Genomic DNA, 16232 nt, shown 5'->3' on the forward strand with positions numbered 1-16232 from the left:
ACTGGTGGCGCAAAAGTGCGAGTGGGTCGCGCCCTGGGCGCAGAGTGAACGCTCAGGGGTTGGGCAGAGTCAACGGCTTGAGTTCACAGGCAACCGCCCCGGTGACTGGCCCGCGCGCCGTTTCCCCAGTTCACTGGCCGGGTGCGACGGCTGCTACCGCTGGTGATCCCCTGCCTGATTGCGCTCAACCCGACTCCCGCGAACGCCGATAGCGGGCGACTGAACTGGCCGCTGCGACCTCCGCCGGCGGTGACCAGGGCATTCGACGCCCCAGCACCGGACTGGCACGCCGGGCATCGCGGGGTTGACCTGGCCGGCAAACCGGGCCAACCGGTGTACGCCGCCGGCGACGCGACCGTGGTCTTCGCGGGGATGCTGGCGGGCCGGCCGGTGGTGTCGCTGGCCCATGCCGGCGGCCTGCGCACCAGCTACCAGCCGGTGCGCGCGAGCGTGGGGGTGGGCCGGATGGTGACTGCGGGATCCGTGATCGGCGAACTCGCGGCCGGGCACGCGGGCTGCCCGGTAGCGGCCTGCCTGCACTGGGGCGCGATGTGGGGGCCGGCCGCGCGGGCCGACTATGTCGATCCGCTCGGCCTGCTGGCGTCCACGCCGGTGCGCCTCAAGCCGGTGCGGGCCCGACTCACCACGGCGCCCGGGCGCCGACTATGCCCGCGGATGTGCCTGTTCGTGCACGGTCCGCAGCCTCGACATCGCCACGTGGGTGTAGAGCTGGGTGGTGGCCAGGCTGGAATGGCCGAGCAGCTCCTGGACCACCCGCAGGTCCGCGCCGCCCTCCAGCAGGTGGGTCGCCGCGCTGTGCCGCAGCCCGTGCGGGCCCATATCGGGCGCGCCGTCGACGGCGGCAACGGTTTGATGCACCACCGTGCGCGCCTGGCGCACGTCGAGCCGCCGGCCGCGGGCACCCAGCAGCAGCGCCGGACCGGACTCCGCGGTGACCAGCGCCGGGCGACCGTCGGCCAACCAGGCCCGCAGGGCAGCGGCAGCAGGTTGCCCGAACGGGGCGGTGCGTTGCTTGTTGCCTTTCCCGAGCACCCGCACCAGCCGATGCGCCGTGTCGATGTCATCGACGTCGAGTCCGCACAGCTCGCTCACCCGGATTCCGGTGGCGTAGAGCAGTTCGACGATCAACCGGTCCCGCAGGGCCTGGGGGTCGCCCTGCTCGGCACCGGCTTCGGCCGCGGCCATCGCCGCCATCGCCTGATCCCGGCGCAGCACCGAAGGCAGTGTGCGATGGGCTTTCGGCTGCTGCAGCCGGGCGGCCGGATCGTCGGACATCAGCCCCCGGCGCAGCGCCCAGGCCGTGAATGCCTTGACCGCCGACGTGCGCCGGGCCAGCGTGGTGCGAGCGACACCGGCCGCGGCGGCGGCGGCCAGCCACGACCGCAGCACCGGCAGACTCACCGCGTCCAACCGGCATTCGTCATCGGCGAGGAAGTCGAACAGCGATCGCAGGTCACCCAGGTACGCCCGGCGGGTGTGCGCCGACCGGCCGCATTGCAGGTTCAGGTAGTCGTCGAACTCTTCGAGGATCGCCTCGCCGGCATCGGCCACTCCCCCACGCTGGCAGAAAGCTCACCAGGTTTCAGCGGACGCGCCGCAGTGTTTCCGGGGTGAGATCTTTGCGGTCCGGATACCCGTCGACGGCCATGATCAGATCGGCTTCGGCGAGCAGCGAGCGCAACACGTGCACCACGGCGTCCTCGCCGCCCAGGGCCATCGCGTAGGCGTAGGGGCGACCAACCCCGACCGCGGTCGCCCCCAAGGCCAGCGCCTTGATCACGTCGGCGCCGTTGCGGATTCCGGAGTCGAACAGCACCGGCAAACCGTCGGAGGCTTCGACCACATCCGGCAGGCAGTCGATCGCCGGCAGGCCGCCGTTGGCCTGGCGTCCGCCGTGGGTCGAACAGTAGATGCCGTCGACGCCGCCGTCCCTGGCGCGGCGGGCGTCGTCGGGATGGCAGATGCCCTTGATGATCAGCGGCAGTTTCGTCAGGCTGCGCAGCCAGGGGAGGTCATCCCAGGTCAAAGGGTTGCCGAAGATCTGCGCCCAGCGCATCACCACGCCCTGCGGGTCTTCCTCGGGTGGACGCTGCAGGCTGGCCCGGAAGACCGGGTCGCTGGTGTAGTTGCTCAGCGAATGCCCGCGCAGCTGCGGGAAGTTGGCGGTACTGAGGTCCCGCGGCCGCCAGCCGGGGATCCAGGTGTCCAGGGTGACGACGATGGCTTTGTAGCCGGCGGCCTCCGCGCGGTTCACCAGGCTGGCGGCCAGATCTCGGTCCTTGGGCGTATAGAGCTGAAAGAAGCCCGGTGTGTCGCCGAATTGGGCCGCAACGTCCTCCAGCGGGTCGGCGGTCAGGGTGGACACCATCAGCGGGACACCGGTGCGCGCTGCCGCCCGCCCGGCGGCCAGGTCACCGTGACCATCCTGAGCGCACAGCCCCATGACGCCGATCGGCGCCATGAACAGCGGCGACGGCAGGCTCAAACCGCACACCTCGACCGACAGGTCGCGTTCGGCCGCACCGACGAACATCCGCGGCATCAGGCCCCAGTGATCGAATGCCTCCCGGTTGGCCCGCTGGGTGCGTTCGTCGCCGGCACCGCCGACGACATAGGACCACACCGAGGGCGACATGGCCATCTCGGCGCGGGCCTCCAACTCCGCGTAATTCATCGGGAATTTCGGCGCCACGCCCGACAAGCCCGGAAAGTAGATCTCGTACTGGTAGTCCCCGAATGCCATGGCTCAATACTTCCAGGCTGCCGCTACCGATTCCTAGTCTCTTTCTCGGCCAGCTCCTTCTTCCACTGGCGAAACGACTCTTCGGTGCGACCCCGGCGCCAATACCCCGAGATCGACGCGGCCCAGTGCCCGCGCACGCCGCGTTCGGTACGGAGATAGGGCCGCAGGTTGTGCATTACGGCCTGGGCCTCACCGTGGATGAAGACGTGCACCCGACCCGGAAGCCACTGTGCGGTGGTCACCGCCTCGATCAGTGGCGACTGGTCGCCGGCACGGTCTTGCGCCACCAGGTCCGCGCGCCCGCCGCGATGAATCCAGACCACGTCGACGGCATCCGGGGCCGTCAGCTCGATCTCGTCTTCAGGGCCGGCTACCTCGATGAATACCTTGCCTACCGCGGCCGGGGGCAGAGCCTCCAGCGCCGCGGCGATCGCCGGGAGCGCGGATTCGTCACCGGCCATCAGGTGCCAGTCCGCCGTCGGGTCCGGAGTGTAGGCGCCCCCGACCCCCACCAGGTAGATGGTCTGGCCGGGCCGGGCGTTCGCGGCCCATCGGCCGGCTATCCCGTGCTCGCCGTGCACCACGATGTCGAGGGTGACCCGGCGGGCCTCCCCGTCGACCCGGCGAACCGTCATGGTGCGAAGGGCCGGCCGCTTGTCCGCCGGCAGCCCGGCGAAGCTGTCCAGCGTCAGGGGCTGGGGCAGGGTGGACACGTCGACATCGTCGGGGACGAAGGCCATTTTGGTGTAGCAGTCGGTGAACCTGCTCTGCTCGAAGTTCGTGAATCCCAGAGTTCCCAGCTCCACCCTGACCATGTTGGGTGTAAGCCGTTCGGCGCTGACAACGTCGAACACCTGAAGAGGCCGACCAGCCACGTGTCCTCCTGTCGAAAATCCTGGCGGACCTTGAACTATACGAGCTTCTTCGGACCGTTCTGCGCCGACGATCGCCGTGCGGCGACGCGGGCCACCCGCCAGCGACCGTCATCGCACTCCACGAGCCCGGCAACCTCGAGCAGCGCCAACGGCCCCAGCACCCGCTCCGGGGGCAGCCCCGAAGCGATTGCGATCTGATCGACGGCAACCGCGCCGCGACCCGGCAACGCCTCGTAGACCTGGCGTTCGTCCGACCCCAGCTCGTCCAGCGGCGTGGCGGGTCGCGGCTGGTCGGCCGCCAGCTCGCCGATGCGGCCGACCAGCTCGACGATGTCGTCGGCGCGGGTGACCAACTCCGCGCCATTGCGCAGCAGAACGTGACAACCCGCCGAGGCCGAGGACGTCACCGGCCCCGGCACCGCGGCCACGATCCGGCCCAGTGCCCGAGCCCAGGCCGCGGTGTTGGCCGCACCGCTGCGCAAACCCGCTTCCACCACCACCGCACCCCCGGATGCTGCCGCCACCAGTCGATTCCGGGTGAGGAACCGATGCCGGGCGGGTCGCGTTCCCGGCGGATATTCGGTGATCAGCAAGCCGTTGCGGGCGATGCGGTGCAGCAGCGACGAATGTCCGGCTGGATACGGAACGTCGATGCCGCCGGCGAGCACCGCCACGGTCGTGCCCTCCGCGGCAAGGGCGGCCCGGTGCGCCGCCCCGTCGATGCCGTACGCACCGCCGGATACCACCGCCACGTCGCGGTCGACCAGTCCGGAGACCAGATCGGCGGCCATGTGTTCGCCGTATGCCGTGGCGGCACGGGTGCCGACGATGGCGGCCGCGCGGTGGGACACCTCGTCCAGGCGTGCCGGGCCGATTACCCACAGCACCAGCGGCCGCCCGCCATTGGGCATAGCCGCGGCATTGTCGAAGGCTGCGAAGGACAGCAGCGGCCATTCGTCGTCGTGCGGGGTCACCAACCGTCCGCCGCGGCGTTGCAGAAGCTCCAGATCATCTGCGGCCCGGTCGATGTGGCGTCTCGCCTCGGTCCGGGCCGCCAGCGGGTCGTCGATCAGCCCGCGTCGGATCCGCTCGGCGGCCTCCACCGGACCGATGGCCGCCACCAGCGTGTTGAGGTCGGCGCAGGGGGGTTCGGCCACCCGGGACAAATAGGACCACGCCCGCCACTCCGCGGAGCCGCTCATCGTGCGGCCCCCGCGTGCCGGAAGCTCAGCGCCGTGGCCACCTCGGCGGGGCCGGGGGAGGTTCGCCCGGCGAGGTCGCTCAGTGTCCAGGCGACGCGCAACGTGCGATCCAGCCCGCGGATACTGAGCAGTCCGCGCTCCACGGCCTTGCGCAGCGGCGCCATCGTGGCGGTGTCGAGCCGGAATTTCCGGCGCAGCAGTGCCCCGCTGACCTCGGCGTTGGTGGTGTACCCGTGTGGCTGCCAGCGCTGGGCCGCTGCTGCCCGGGCCTGTGCCACGCGGTCGCGCACCCGCGCCGTCGATTCGCCATCGGCGACCGAGAAAGCCCCGCCGCGCACCGTGTGCATCTGCACCCGCAGGTCCACCCGGTCGAGTAGCGGACCGGACAGCTTGCCCAGATATCGCCGCTTGACCGCGGCGGGGCATACGCAATCCTGTGGATCCGCCGGGGCGCACGGGCACAGGTTCGCCGCCAGTACCAGCTGGAACCGCGCCGGGTAGCACGCCACGCCGTCGCGGCGGGCAAGGCGAATTTCGCCGTCTTCCAACGGTGTTCGCAGAGCTTCCAGCGCACTTCCGCCGATCTCGGCGCACTCGTCGAGAAACAGCACACCCCGGTGCGCCCGGCTGATAGCGCCCGGCCGGGCCATCCCCGCTCCACCGCCGACCAGTGCCGCCACACTGGAACTGTGGTGCGGCGCCACGAACGGAGGCCGGGTGATCAGCGGCGTATCGTCGGACAATAGCCCCGCCACCGAGTGAATAGCGGTCACCGCCAGCGATTCACTGTCCGTCAGCTGCGGCAATAATCCGGGAAGTCGTTGTGCCAGCATCGTTTTGCCGACACCGGGCGGACCGATCATCATCAGATGGTGCGCCCCCGCCGCAGCGACCTCCACCGCGAACCGCGCTTGCGACTGACCCACCACATCGGCCAGGTCGGCTGCGGTTTCGTCGACGGCTGCCGGGGAGGAGACCCTGTCCTGCAGAGCCGCCGATCCGTCGAGCCACTTCCTCAGTTGCCCCAGTGTGCGAACACCCCACACGTCGATACCGTCTACCAGGCTGGCCTCGGCCAGGTTGTCGGCCGGAACGACGACGGCCGGCCAGCCTTCGCGTTTGGCGGCCAGTACCGCGGACAACACCCCGCGGACCCCCCGTACCCGGCCATCCAGGGACAACTCGCCCAGCAGGACCGTTTTCTCCAGCAGGTGCCACGGCTGCTTTCGCTGTGCGGACAGCACCGCAGAGGCCAGGGCGATGTCGTAGACCGAACCCATCTTGGGCAGCGTGGCCGGCGACAACGCCAGGATGAGGCGCGCCTGCGGCCACTCGCCACCGCAATTGGCAACCGCCGCGCGCACCCGGTTGCGCGACTCCTGTAGCGCGGCGTCGGGCAGTCCGACCAGATACACACCGGGCAGGCCGGAGGAGATGTCCGCCTCGATCTCCACGATCTGTCCGTCGAGGCCGTGAACCGCGACCGAGTAGGCACGCCCCAGCGCCATCAGCCGACCGCCTCGAGATGGCTGAGCTCCGGGCTGCGGCGGCGGCCGACGCGCACACCGATCACGTCTATGCGCACGGCCGCCCAACCTTCGTCCTGGCCGGCCAGCCAGAGTCCGGCCAGCCTGCGCAACCTGCGCAGCTTCTGGGCGGTCACCGCCTGCGCCACACCGCCGTAGCCGTCTCCGGTGCGCGTCTTGACCTCGACGAAAATCACTGTGCGAGTGGCCGGGTCGCAGGCGATCACATCGAGTTCGCCGTATCTGCAACGCCAGTTGCGATCGAGGACCCGCAACCCGAGGCCGATGAGGTGGACTACAGCCAGTTCTTCGCCCAGGGCGCCCAATTGCGCCCGTGTCAGCGTTTCGAAACCCGTCATGCGGCCACTGTGCATGCCCGGTCCGACAACGCCGCCTGCCGACGGCGCCGTATCGCGGCTACCGGGACCGGTTGTCCACAGTCCTCCGGTTATCCACAACCGGACGTCAGATAATGCGGTCCGCCCTGGTGTAGACGTTCATGGAATCTTCCCGCAGGAACGCCACCAGGGTGATCCCGGACTGTTCTGCGAGTTCGACGGCCAGTGACGACGGTGCGGACACCGCCGCAATGACGGGAATCCCGGCCATCAGAGCCTTCTGAGCCAACTCGAAGGACACCCGCCCGCTCACCAGCAACACCGATGCGTCCAGGGGGATCCGTTCGCACTCCAGCGCCCAGCCGACCACCTTGTCGACCGCGTTGTGCCGGCCGATGTCCTCCCGCGCCGCGAGCATGGTTCCGTCGAAACCGAACAACCCGGCCGCATGCAGCCCACCGGTGCTGGCGAACACCTTCTGAGCGTGGCGAAGCCGGTCGGGCATACCCGTCAGGGTGTCGGCGGCAACTCTGGCAGGTTCGTCTCCCGGGGTGAACCGGCTGATCAGTCGCAAGGCTTCCAGCGAGGCTTTGCCGCAGACACCGCACGACGATGTGGTGTAGAAGTTTCGGGTCACATCGAGGCGCGGCGGCGCGACGCCGGGGGCCAGGGTCGCATCGAGCACGTTGTAGGTGGGTTCGCCGGCGGCGTCGCGACCATCGCAGTACCGAATCGTCTGCACGTCTTCGCGCCGGCCGATCACGCCCTCGGTAAGCAGGAAGCCTTGCGCCAGTTCGAAATCCGAGCCGGGCGTGCGCATGGTCACCGTGACTGCGGATCCGTTGACGCGGATCTCCAGCGGTTCTTCCCCAGCCAGGATCTCGTGTCGGGTGCTCGCCAGGCCGGCTGCCACATGCGTGGCGCGCCGTCGTACGGTTACGTGCCCCACCGGGGCCATCCGGCTGGCACGGCTACTCCGGAAGCCGCAGTTCGGGTTTCTCGACTTCTTCGATGTTGACGTCCTTGAAGGTGACCACCCGCACCTGTTTGACGAACCGGGCCGGTCGGTACATGTCCCACACCCAGGCATCGGCGAGGCGCAATTCGAAATACACCTCGCCGTCGGCGTTGCGCGGCACCATCTCGACAGCGTTGGCCAGATAGAACCGCCGTTCGGTTTCCACGACGTAGCTGAACTGGCCGACGATGTCCTTGTATTCGCGGTAGAGCGAGAGCTCCATCTCGGTTTCGTACTTTTCGAGATCCTCAGCACTCATCTGCCCAGACGTCCTTCTCCGTCGAATCCTTGCCGCCATCTTTCCTCCCCGCCGGCTGCCGGCCGCCGCCCACCGCCCGCGGGCGGGTGGTGGCGCGCGACTCGGGTCACCGCGCCAACGACCGGCGCCCGACCGGCGCCGTCGGCGATCCGGCTTACGTTGCCGAACGAGTAGCGGTGCTCGGGGCACGGCCCCAGCCGGGCCAGCGCGCGGGTGTGGGCGGCGGTGCCGTAGCCCTTGTGGGCGGCAAAACCGTAGCCGGGATGCTCGGCATCCAGGGCGATCATCAGCCGGTCGCGGCTGACCTTGGCCAGGACGCTGGCCGCGGCGATACATGCCGCCGAAGCGTCCCCGGCGACCACCGGCAGCGACGGCACCGGCAGGCCGGGCACCCGGAAGCCGTCGCTCAGCACATAGCCGGGGCGCACCGCCAGCCCGGCCACCGCACGGCGCATCCCCTCGATATTGGCCGCGTGCACACCGTCGGAATCGACCTCGGCCGGCGAAATGAACACCACATGGTAGGCGAGCGCATAGCGGCAGATCAGCGGGAACAGCCGCTCCCGGGACTTCTCGGTGAGCTTCTTCGAATCATCGAGGGCGGCCAGGCTGTCCAGGCGCCGCGGGCCCAGCACGCACGCCGCCACCACCAGCGGACCTGCGCACGCCCCCCGCCCCACCTCGTCGACCCCGGCGACCGGACCCAGGCCATTGCGGTGCAGTGCGGATTCCAGGGTGTGCAGACCCCCGGGTTTGCGGATCACCGTGCGCGGCGGCCAAGTCGTATTCATGGTCAAGCCACGGTTATCGGGCCTGCTGTGGATTCACCGAATCGATGGCGCCCCACCGCGACGGCGGCCACACGATGAACCTGGCCTTGCCGATCACGTTGTCGACCGGCACGGTTCCCTCTGTCGGGTCGCCCGTGCACAGCATGGGACAGTGCGCCCGGGAGTCCGCCGAGTGTGTCCGGTTGTCCCCCATCACCCACAGCCGGCCCTCCGGGACGACGACCGGGCCGAATTGGACGCCCAGGCAGGGATACACCGCCGGGTCGGCCATCATGGTCGCCGGATTCAGGTACGGCTCGGCCACGGGCTCGCCGTCGACGGTAAACCCGGTCTCGGTGCGGCACTGCACCGTCTGGCCGCCAACGGCGATCACCCGCTTGACCAGGTCATTTTCGTCCGGTGGTACGAATCCGACAAAGGACAGCACGTTTTGCAGCCAACGCAGCGCGGTGTGCGGCGAGCGAATCGACTTGTATCCGACGTTCCAGGACGGCGGTCCCTTGAACACGACCACGTCGCCGGGTTCGGGCGAGCTGAACCGGTAGGTGAGCTTGTCGACCAGGATCCGGTCCCCGACGCAGGTCGAGCACCCGTGCAGGGTGGGTTCCATCGATTCCGACGGGATCAGGTAGGGCCGCGCAATGAACGTCAACACCACCCAGTAGATGAAGGTCGCGATGCCCACCAGCAACCCCAGTTCCCGCAGGGTCGATCGCCGGGGCTCGGATTCGTCCTGGTCCGGGTCGGTCTCAGCCGGGTCGGCCTCGATCGGGTCGGCGTCAACCGGGTCGGCCTCGATCGGGTCGGCATCTGCCGGGTCGGCCTCGATCGGGTCGGCGTCAACCGGGTCGGCGTCAGCCGGGTCGGCGTCAGCCGGGTCGGTCTCGATCGCGTCAGCCTCAACCGGGTCGGCCTCAACCGGATCGACGTCGGCCGGGTCGGCCTCAACGGCGACGGCCTCCTCGGCTGCGCCGCTTTGCTGCGCAGTCAGCTGCGACTGGCCATCCTCCGGGTCTTCTCCAGACGTGGGGTTCGCGGGTTCGGTCACCGGATCAGCGTAGCCAGCGGAGTCGGGGCCGTTGCACAGGATGGCGCATGGAAACGCCGATCGAGTCCCGACGCGCGGCGGCCCGGTGGCCCGGGATGCTCCCGGTCAGCGCTTTTCCTTGATCTTGGCCTTCTTGCCGCGAAGTCCGCGCAGGTAGTACAGCTTGGCGCGGCGAACGTCTCCGCGGGTCACCACCTCGATGTGATCGATATTCGGCGAATGCACCGGGAATGTGCGTTCCACGCCCACGCCGTAGCTTTCCTTGCGCACGGTGAACGTTTCGCGGACACCGCCGCCCTGGCGCCGGATGACCGCACCCTTGAACACCTGGATGCGCTCCTTGGCGCCCTCGATGACCTTGACGTGCACGTTGACGGTGTCGCCCGGGCTGAAGGCGGGGATGTCGCCGCGCAGCGACGCCTGGTCGACGAAGTCCAGCCTGTTCATTGGAAAGACACTTCCTCGGGGTCGCGACCCGGTGAGCCGCCTACGCGCGTAGAGCGGCCACCAAGCCGATGGATACGGACTTGAAGAACTCATCTCGCGGCGGGCGGCAGGCAGCAGGCGAAGGACCGGTTCCATCGGCCGGCCGGCGACCGCCGGAGACAACTGGCCAATTGTGCCAGATGGTGGGCATCTGTTGAAAATCACAGGAAATTCCCCTGCTCCGCACCCGCCGCGCCGCGCCGGATAATGGTACATATGACTGACGTCCAAACCACCGCCAGACCAGGCCCGGGAAGCGGCCCGGAAGGCAGCCCAGGACGCCAGAAGGAGTGCGATGCGAGCCTGGCCCCGTAGGACGCCGGCCACCGCGGCGGTCGCGGTGTTGCTGGTGTCGACGATGGTGCTGGAGGTCGCCGGTTGCCAGGCACCCGTTCGCGCGACGGTGTCGAGGGTGTCGCAGCCGCGCGGCCAGACCGTGTCTGAGCCTGAATCCCGCCAACCGCTACCGCGGTCAGGTCAAGCACAGGTGCTCGAACTGCTGATGCGGTCGATATCTTCGTCGAAAGTCCCGGTCGAGTTGTCCCGAATCCCGGTTGAATTGACCAACTTCGGTCTGGGCGGGCTCGAGGGAGTACGCGAGCGCGTTGGGAAAGCCACCGGCGCGGCCGCGGTCCGCGGCGCATCCCTGGCGGTAGCGATCATGGACCGCGCCACACACCGGTTGATCACCAACGGCAACGACCAGATCATCACCACCGCATCGGTGGCCAAGCTGTTCATCGCCGATGACCTGCTGTTCAAGGAATCCCAGGGGCGCACCGTGCTGACGAAGCAGGATCGTCGCGCCCTCCACGCGATGCTGAGGTCATCCGACGACAACGCCGCCGCGTGGTTCTGGGCCCGCAACGGCGGCGACGCCATCATCACCCGGGTCGCCAAGCGGTACGGGCTCAAATCGACCACGCCGCCCGGCGACGGCCAGTGGTGGAACACGATCACCTCGACGACCGACCTGATCCACTACTACGAGAGCCTGCTCGACGGCACCGGCGGTCTGCCGGCCGACCGCGCGAGCCTGATCCTCTCCGATCTGGCCAAGTCCACCGCCACCGGAGCCGACGGCTACCCGCAGCGGTTCGGCATTCCCGAGGGTCTCTACGCCGAACCCGTTGCCGTCAAGCAGGGCTGGATGTGCTGCATCGGGCCCGCCTGGATGCACCTGTCCACCGGGGTGATCGGCGCCGACCGGCGCTACATCATGGTGATCGAATCGCTGCAGTCGTCCGACGAAGCCACCGCGCGAAAAACCATCACCCGGGCGGTCAAGACGATCTTCCCCAACGGCCGTATCTGACCGGCTCAATCCAGCAGGATCTCAGGGACGTCGAGTCTGAGTCGTTCGCGAGCGTAACGTGGCTGCGATTTCACGCTCCGGATTTCGCCGTGGCGTTACGCTCGCGAACAAGCGCCCTAGCAGCCTCGAGTGACCGGCTCAATCCAGCAGTTCGGGCCGCTGCTCGCGGGTGCGCCGGATCGACACCTCTCGCCGCCAGGCCGCGATGCGCGCGTGGTCACCCGACAGCAGGACCTCCGGGACGTCGAGGTCGCGCCACCTCGGGGGCCTGGTGTAACTGGGCCCCTCCAGCAGGTGGTCCAGGGCCGGCGAGTGCGAATCATGCTGGTGCGAAGCGGGATTGCCCAGCACGCCGGCAAGCAACCGCAGTACCGCCTCGATCATCACCACCGTTGCCGACTCCCCGCCGGGCAACACATAATCGCCTATCGAGACTTCTTCGACGCGCATCCGGCGCGCAGCGTCGGCAACCACCCGCTGATCGATACCCTCGTAGCGGCCGCAGGCGAACACCAGGTGCTTCTCGGTGCTGTACCGCTGGGCGGTGGCCTGGGCGAACAATGCCCCCGCCGGGGTGGGCACAACCAAAAGCGTTTCCTGCGTGCAGATTTCGTCCAGCGCCTCGCCCCACACCGGGGCCTTCATCACCATGCCGGGGCCGCCACCGTACGGGGCGTCGTCGACCGAGCGATGCACATCGTGAGTCCACCGCCGCAGATCGTGCACACGCATGTCCACCAATCCGGTCGCGATCGCCTTACCCGGCAATGACTCCCGCAGTGGATTCAGGTACTCCGGGAAAATCGTCACGACATCGATTCGCATGCCGGCGGTCATCTCGCAATGCTTCCGCTAGCCGAGGTCAAGGAGTCCATCCGGCGGTTCGATCTCCAGGATGCCGTCGTCCAGCGACACCGAGGTGACTATGGCGCCGACGAACGGCACCAGCACCTCACCGGTATCGCAGGTGACCGCCAGCACCTCGCCGCCCGCGGTGTGCAGCACCTCGGTGACGACGCCGACCTCGTGGCCCCCCGCCGTCCGGACCCGCAGACCCTCCAATTGGTGGTCGTAGTAGGTGTCCGGCTCGCCGATAGGCGGCAGATCGCCGGAGTCGATGACGAACAGGCTGCCGCGCAGCGTCTCGGCGGTATTCCGGTCGGCCACGCCGGCCAGTCGCACCAGCAGTCGGGCGCCGTGCGGACGGGCGCCCTCGACGACATAGCTGCGCTCACCACCGTTGCCCCGGGGCTTCGCGCGCACCCGGCAGCCCGCCGCGAACCGGGCGTCCGGATCGTCGGTGCGGACCTCCACCACGAGCTCGCCGGCGATCCCGTGGGCTTTCGCCACGCGTCCGACGATCAGCTCCATCAGGGCATGGCTACCGGTCGGTGTCCACCACGTCGACACGGATTCCGCGCCCGCCGATACCGGCGACGAGGGTGCGCAGTGCGGTCGCCGTACGCCCACCCCGGCCGATCACCTTGCCCAGGTCCTCCGGGTGCACGTGAACCTCGACGGTTCGTCCGCGACGACTGGTCACCATATCCACCCGGACGTCGTCGGGGTTGTCGACAATGCCGCGGACCAGGTGTTCTACCGCGTCGACCACAACGGTGCTCATCGCGGCTGTCAGCTTTCGGCCGACTCGGAGCCGGCTTCGGCGGTGGGCTCGGCGGCGCCCTCGGCGGCCGGCTCGAGGGCCTCAGCGGTCGGCTCGACAGCGCCCTCAGCGGCCGGCTCGGCGGTCTCCGCACCGGCGTCCGCGTCGGCCTTGGCGGCCTTCTTGGGGGCCGACTTCTTCTTCGGCTTGGCGGCCTCGGTGCTGGGAGCTCCGTCGGCAGCGGCCAGCGCGGCGTTGAACAACTCAAGCTTGCTCGGCTTGGCGGGCTTGACCTTCAGGCGCCCTTCAGCGCCGGGCAGGCCCTTGAACTTGTGCCAATCGCCGGTGATCTTGAGCAGCTTGAGAACCGGCTCGGTCGGCTGGGCGCCGACGGACAGCCAGTACTGGGCGCGCTCGGAGTTGATCTCGATCAGGCTCGGCTCTTCCTTGGGGTGGTAGCGCCCGATGACCTCGATGGCGCGGCCGTCCCGACGGGTGCGCGCGTCGGCAACAGTGATTCGGTACTGGGGATTGCGGATCTTGCCGAGCCGGGCAAGCTTGATCTTCACAGCCATAACGACTTCTCCTGTGGGTGTCACGCTGCGATTCAGCGACCTGGGCGGGATGCCCAGGTCCGGTTTCGCCTCGCGTGTATGACCACCGAACGATCGTGATCGCCCGGCGGACAGCCATTCATTGTGCCAGAAGGCGGCCGTCGCCAAAAAATCGCACGGCGGCACAGACCCGCGTCGGGACGTCGGGACGTCGGGGTGTCGGGGCGCCGGGCGTCGGGGCGCCGGGGCGTCCGACGCCGGCCTCAGTCGTCTATGTGCGCCGGCGGATCGGCGAAGGCGAGGTCCGCCGGGAATTGGCCGGGCCCCATCACGTCGCAGTTCTTGACCGGCGCCACGTAGGAACTGGCGCCGTTGATCACCAGATTGGCCACGGCCACGCAGCGTTCCCAACTGCCGTCGGGCGCAATCGGACCGTCACACTTACCGAGAATGCCCGGTCCGCCGTACACGCAGCCGGCACTGGCCGCCGGCGCCGCGGCGATCAGTCCCACCGCAATCAGCACGGCCGCCATCGCCGCCTCGATGCAGCGCTCCATGGTCATCTCCCTTCACACGAGTTTTTGAAAGGTCTTGGTCTCCACCCGCCGCGTCATCCGCCAGCCCTGGAGCGTGCGCACGAACTCGTCGTCGTACCAGAGTCCGCAGAACAGCACCTGATCCTGCTCGCCGTCCAGCACCATCGGGTTGAAGCAGATCACCCGCGAGGACGCCGCGTCACCGTCGATGCGGACCGAGAAGTTACCCAGCAAATGCGAATAGGCCGGGAAGTTCGGCAGCACCTCCGACAGCCACTTCTTCACCTCGGGATAGCTGCCGTCAATTCCGCCGAGCTGCCGGTAGTCGATATAGGCGTCCGGGGTGAACACGGCGTCCAAGTCGTCGAAGCGGCGTTGGTCGATAGCGGTGGAGTAGTCCACCAGGAGCTGCTGAATTTCCAAGCGGTCGGAAATTTCTTCCAGACTCAACATGATTCGATTCAACACCGCGAGCCCGGCGAACGACAGCAGGTCCGCACAATTCGGCTGGCAAAACGCGCTGCTGGAATTGGTGGTCGACCACCGCCGGCCGCTACACTCTGCCCCCATGCGAAAGCTCATAGCCGCTGCGGTCGCGCTGTTCACGGTCGCGATTTTCAGCACCGGGGCAGCATCGGCCGACATCGATGTACAGCAGGCGGCGGGTTCGGCGCCGATCCCCGACGGTCCGGCGCAGACCTGGATCGTGGCCGACATGGACAGCGGTCAAATCCTGGCCGGCCGTGGCCAGGACGTCGCCCATCCGCCCGCCAGCACCATCAAGGTGCTGCTGGCGCTCGTCGCGATCGACGAATTGGACCTGGATTCGACCGTCGTCGCCCAGGAGGCCGACACCGACGTCGAATGCAACTGCGTCGGCATCGAGGCGGGCCGCACCTACACGGGCCGCGAGTTGCTCGACGCCGTGCTGCTGGTTTCGGGCAACGACGCCGCCAACACGCTGGCTGAAATGCTGGGCGGCCCGGACGCCGCGGTGGCCAAGATGAACGCCAAGGCCGCCTCACTGGGCGCGGGCACCACCCACGCGGTGACCCCGTCCGGCCTGGACGGCGACGACGGCCCCGGCTGGACGACCGCACACGACCTCGTGGTCATCTTCCGGGCGGCGATGTCCGACCCGATGTTCGCCGCCATCACCGCCGAGCCGTCGGCGATGTTCCCCGGTGACAACGGCTACGAGCCGATCTTCAACCAGGACGATCTGCTGACCCGCTATCCGGGTGCCATCGGCGGCAAAACCGGTTACACCAACGCCGCCCGCAAGACGTTCGTCGCCGCGGCCGAGCGTGGTGGCCGCCGACTGGTGATCGCCATGATGTACGGCCTGGTCAAAGAGGGTGGACCGACGTACTGGGACCAGGCGGGCACCCTGTTCGACTGGGGTTTCGCCCAGGGTCCGCAGTCCGGTATCGGCTGGCTGTAGTCACCCCGCGGCCGGCCCGGGCTCGCCTCGGGCCGGGTCCGGCCATGCCGCAGTGAGCAGCGCGGACAGCACCGGGATCCGCCGCTGGGCGACGTCGGGTTGCGGCAGGACGCCTTCCACGATGGCGGCCCCGTCGAAAATGTTGGTCAGCAGCGACACGACGACGGGAAAAGTGTCGTCTCCGAACGCCCGTGCCACGGGCAGCTCTCGGGCGGCGTCGTAGATCTTCGCGGTGTACTGCCCCAACTCGTCCCGCAGTGTGGCTCGCAGCCTATCGTCGGTGCGGGCGGCGACCAGCAGTTCATAGAGCACGGCGTTGACGCTGCCGCCGGTGATGTCTCGCAGGATCGCCAGGCCCGCCTCCAGGGCCGAGGTGTCGGCGGGTATCGCGGCGACCTGTTTGGTGAACGTTTCCAGTTGCCGGCGAAGCACCTCCGAGGCGGTGGCCGCCATGAAGTCGCCCATGGTCTCGA

20 protein-coding genes and 1 pseudogene are annotated in these 16232 nt (G+C 68.6%); 3 read left to right on the forward strand and 18 right to left on the reverse strand.

Features of this window, described 5'->3' with window-relative positions; all coding sequences use genetic code 11:
• Positions 1-159 precede the first annotated feature (159 nt).
• Positions 160-633, forward strand: a pseudogene (locus tag ACK5M9_RS06445) (M23 family metallopeptidase); the annotation flags it as partial.
• Positions 634-663: 30 nt separating this feature from the next.
• On the opposite strand, the gene ACK5M9_RS06450 reads toward ACK5M9_RS06445, so the two are convergent.
• The 11 genes from ACK5M9_RS06450 to rplS all read right to left on the reverse strand — a co-directional run bounded on the left by ACK5M9_RS06450 (position 664) and on the right by rplS (position 10268).
• Complete coding sequence (locus tag ACK5M9_RS06450; RefSeq protein WP_416892352.1) at positions 664-1572, reverse strand: tyrosine recombinase XerC; 909 nt, start codon at positions 1570-1572, stop codon at positions 664-666.
• Positions 1573-1603: 31 nt separating this feature from the next.
• A complete protein-coding gene (locus ACK5M9_RS06455; protein WP_416892353.1) occupies positions 1604-2764 on the reverse strand; it encodes an alpha-hydroxy-acid oxidizing protein in 1161 nt (386 codons plus the stop codon).
• Between the two features lie 23 nt (positions 2765-2787).
• The gene (locus tag ACK5M9_RS06460) at positions 2788-3639 is read right to left on the reverse strand and encodes a siderophore-interacting protein (RefSeq protein ID WP_416892354.1); all 852 of its coding nucleotides are present in this window, start codon (positions 3637-3639) and stop codon (positions 2788-2790) included.
• 35 nt (positions 3640-3674) lie between these two features.
• The gene (dprA, locus tag ACK5M9_RS06465; protein ID WP_416892355.1) at positions 3675-4841 is read right to left on the reverse strand and encodes a DNA-processing protein DprA; all 1167 of its coding nucleotides are present in this window, start codon (positions 4839-4841) and stop codon (positions 3675-3677) included.
• Positions 4838-6349, reverse strand: coding sequence for a YifB family Mg chelatase-like AAA ATPase (locus ACK5M9_RS06470; RefSeq protein ID WP_416892356.1), 1512 nt, complete (start codon positions 6347-6349; stop codon positions 4838-4840). The genes dprA and ACK5M9_RS06470 overlap by 4 nt, the downstream gene beginning before the upstream one ends.
• On the reverse strand, positions 6349-6726 hold the full coding sequence (locus tag ACK5M9_RS06475; protein ID WP_416892357.1) for a YraN family protein: 378 nt from the start codon (positions 6724-6726) through the stop codon (positions 6349-6351). The genes ACK5M9_RS06470 and ACK5M9_RS06475 overlap by 1 nt, the downstream gene beginning before the upstream one ends.
• A 106-nt stretch (positions 6727-6832) precedes the next feature.
• Positions 6833-7663, reverse strand: a complete 831-nt coding sequence (fdhD, locus tag ACK5M9_RS06480) for a formate dehydrogenase accessory sulfurtransferase FdhD (RefSeq protein ID WP_416892358.1) — start codon at positions 7661-7663, stop codon at positions 6833-6835.
• Between the two features lie 13 nt (positions 7664-7676).
• Positions 7677-7982 (reverse strand): DUF2469 domain-containing protein, encoded by a 306-nt coding sequence (locus tag ACK5M9_RS06485; protein ID WP_416892359.1) that lies wholly within the window; start codon positions 7980-7982, stop codon positions 7677-7679.
• Positions 7979-8773, reverse strand: coding sequence for a ribonuclease HII (locus ACK5M9_RS06490; RefSeq protein WP_416892360.1), 795 nt, complete (start codon positions 8771-8773; stop codon positions 7979-7981). Before ACK5M9_RS06490 ends, ACK5M9_RS06485 begins: the two co-directional genes overlap by 4 nt.
• Before the next feature lie 13 nt (positions 8774-8786).
• Complete coding sequence (lepB, locus tag ACK5M9_RS06495; protein WP_416892370.1) at positions 8787-9662, reverse strand: signal peptidase I; 876 nt, start codon at positions 9660-9662, stop codon at positions 8787-8789.
• 264 nt (positions 9663-9926) lie between these two features.
• Positions 9927-10268, reverse strand: coding sequence for a 50S ribosomal protein L19 (gene rplS / locus ACK5M9_RS06500; protein WP_416892361.1), 342 nt, complete (start codon positions 10266-10268; stop codon positions 9927-9929).
• A 334-nt stretch (positions 10269-10602) separates the two neighbouring features.
• Between rplS and ACK5M9_RS06505 the strand changes: the two genes are divergently transcribed.
• The gene (locus ACK5M9_RS06505) at positions 10603-11622 is read left to right on the forward strand and encodes a hypothetical protein (protein ID WP_416892362.1); all 1020 of its coding nucleotides are present in this window, start codon (positions 10603-10605) and stop codon (positions 11620-11622) included.
• Positions 11623-11760: 138 nt separating this feature from the next.
• On the opposite strand, the gene trmD is transcribed toward ACK5M9_RS06505, so the two are convergent.
• The 6 genes from trmD to ACK5M9_RS06535 form a co-directional block, all read right to left on the reverse strand.
• On the reverse strand, positions 11761-12447 hold the full coding sequence (trmD, locus tag ACK5M9_RS06510) for a tRNA (guanosine(37)-N1)-methyltransferase TrmD (protein WP_416892371.1): 687 nt from the start codon (positions 12445-12447) through the stop codon (positions 11761-11763).
• A gap of 27 nt (positions 12448-12474) precedes the next feature.
• Complete coding sequence (rimM, locus tag ACK5M9_RS06515; RefSeq protein WP_416892363.1) at positions 12475-12993, reverse strand: ribosome maturation factor RimM; 519 nt, start codon at positions 12991-12993, stop codon at positions 12475-12477.
• A gap of 10 nt (positions 12994-13003) precedes the next feature.
• On the reverse strand, positions 13004-13246 hold the full coding sequence (locus tag ACK5M9_RS06520; RefSeq protein ID WP_416892364.1) for an RNA-binding protein: 243 nt from the start codon (positions 13244-13246) through the stop codon (positions 13004-13006).
• A gap of 8 nt (positions 13247-13254) precedes the next feature.
• Complete coding sequence (gene rpsP / locus ACK5M9_RS06525; protein WP_416892365.1) at positions 13255-13800, reverse strand: 30S ribosomal protein S16; 546 nt, start codon at positions 13798-13800, stop codon at positions 13255-13257.
• 242 nt (positions 13801-14042) lie between these two features.
• A complete protein-coding gene (locus tag ACK5M9_RS06530) occupies positions 14043-14336 on the reverse strand; it encodes a hypothetical protein (protein ID WP_416892366.1) in 294 nt (97 codons plus the stop codon).
• 12 nt (positions 14337-14348) lie between these two features.
• A complete protein-coding gene (locus ACK5M9_RS06535; RefSeq protein ID WP_416892367.1) occupies positions 14349-14768 on the reverse strand; it encodes a nuclear transport factor 2 family protein in 420 nt (139 codons plus the stop codon).
• A 115-nt stretch (positions 14769-14883) separates the two neighbouring features.
• Between ACK5M9_RS06535 and ACK5M9_RS06540 the strand changes: the two genes are divergently transcribed.
• Positions 14884-15759: a D-alanyl-D-alanine carboxypeptidase family protein gene (locus ACK5M9_RS06540; RefSeq protein WP_416892368.1), complete on the forward strand. Its 876-nt coding sequence runs from the start codon at positions 14884-14886 to the stop codon at positions 15757-15759.
• Here the strand turns inward: ACK5M9_RS06540 and ACK5M9_RS06545 are convergent.
• Positions 15760-16232: TetR/AcrR family transcriptional regulator (locus tag ACK5M9_RS06545; RefSeq protein WP_416892369.1), on the reverse strand; the 473-nt coding region annotated here is incomplete at its 5' end.

The organism is Mycobacterium sp. (assembly GCF_047975165.1).
GTDB lineage: Bacteria > Actinomycetota > Actinomycetes > Mycobacteriales > Mycobacteriaceae > Mycobacterium.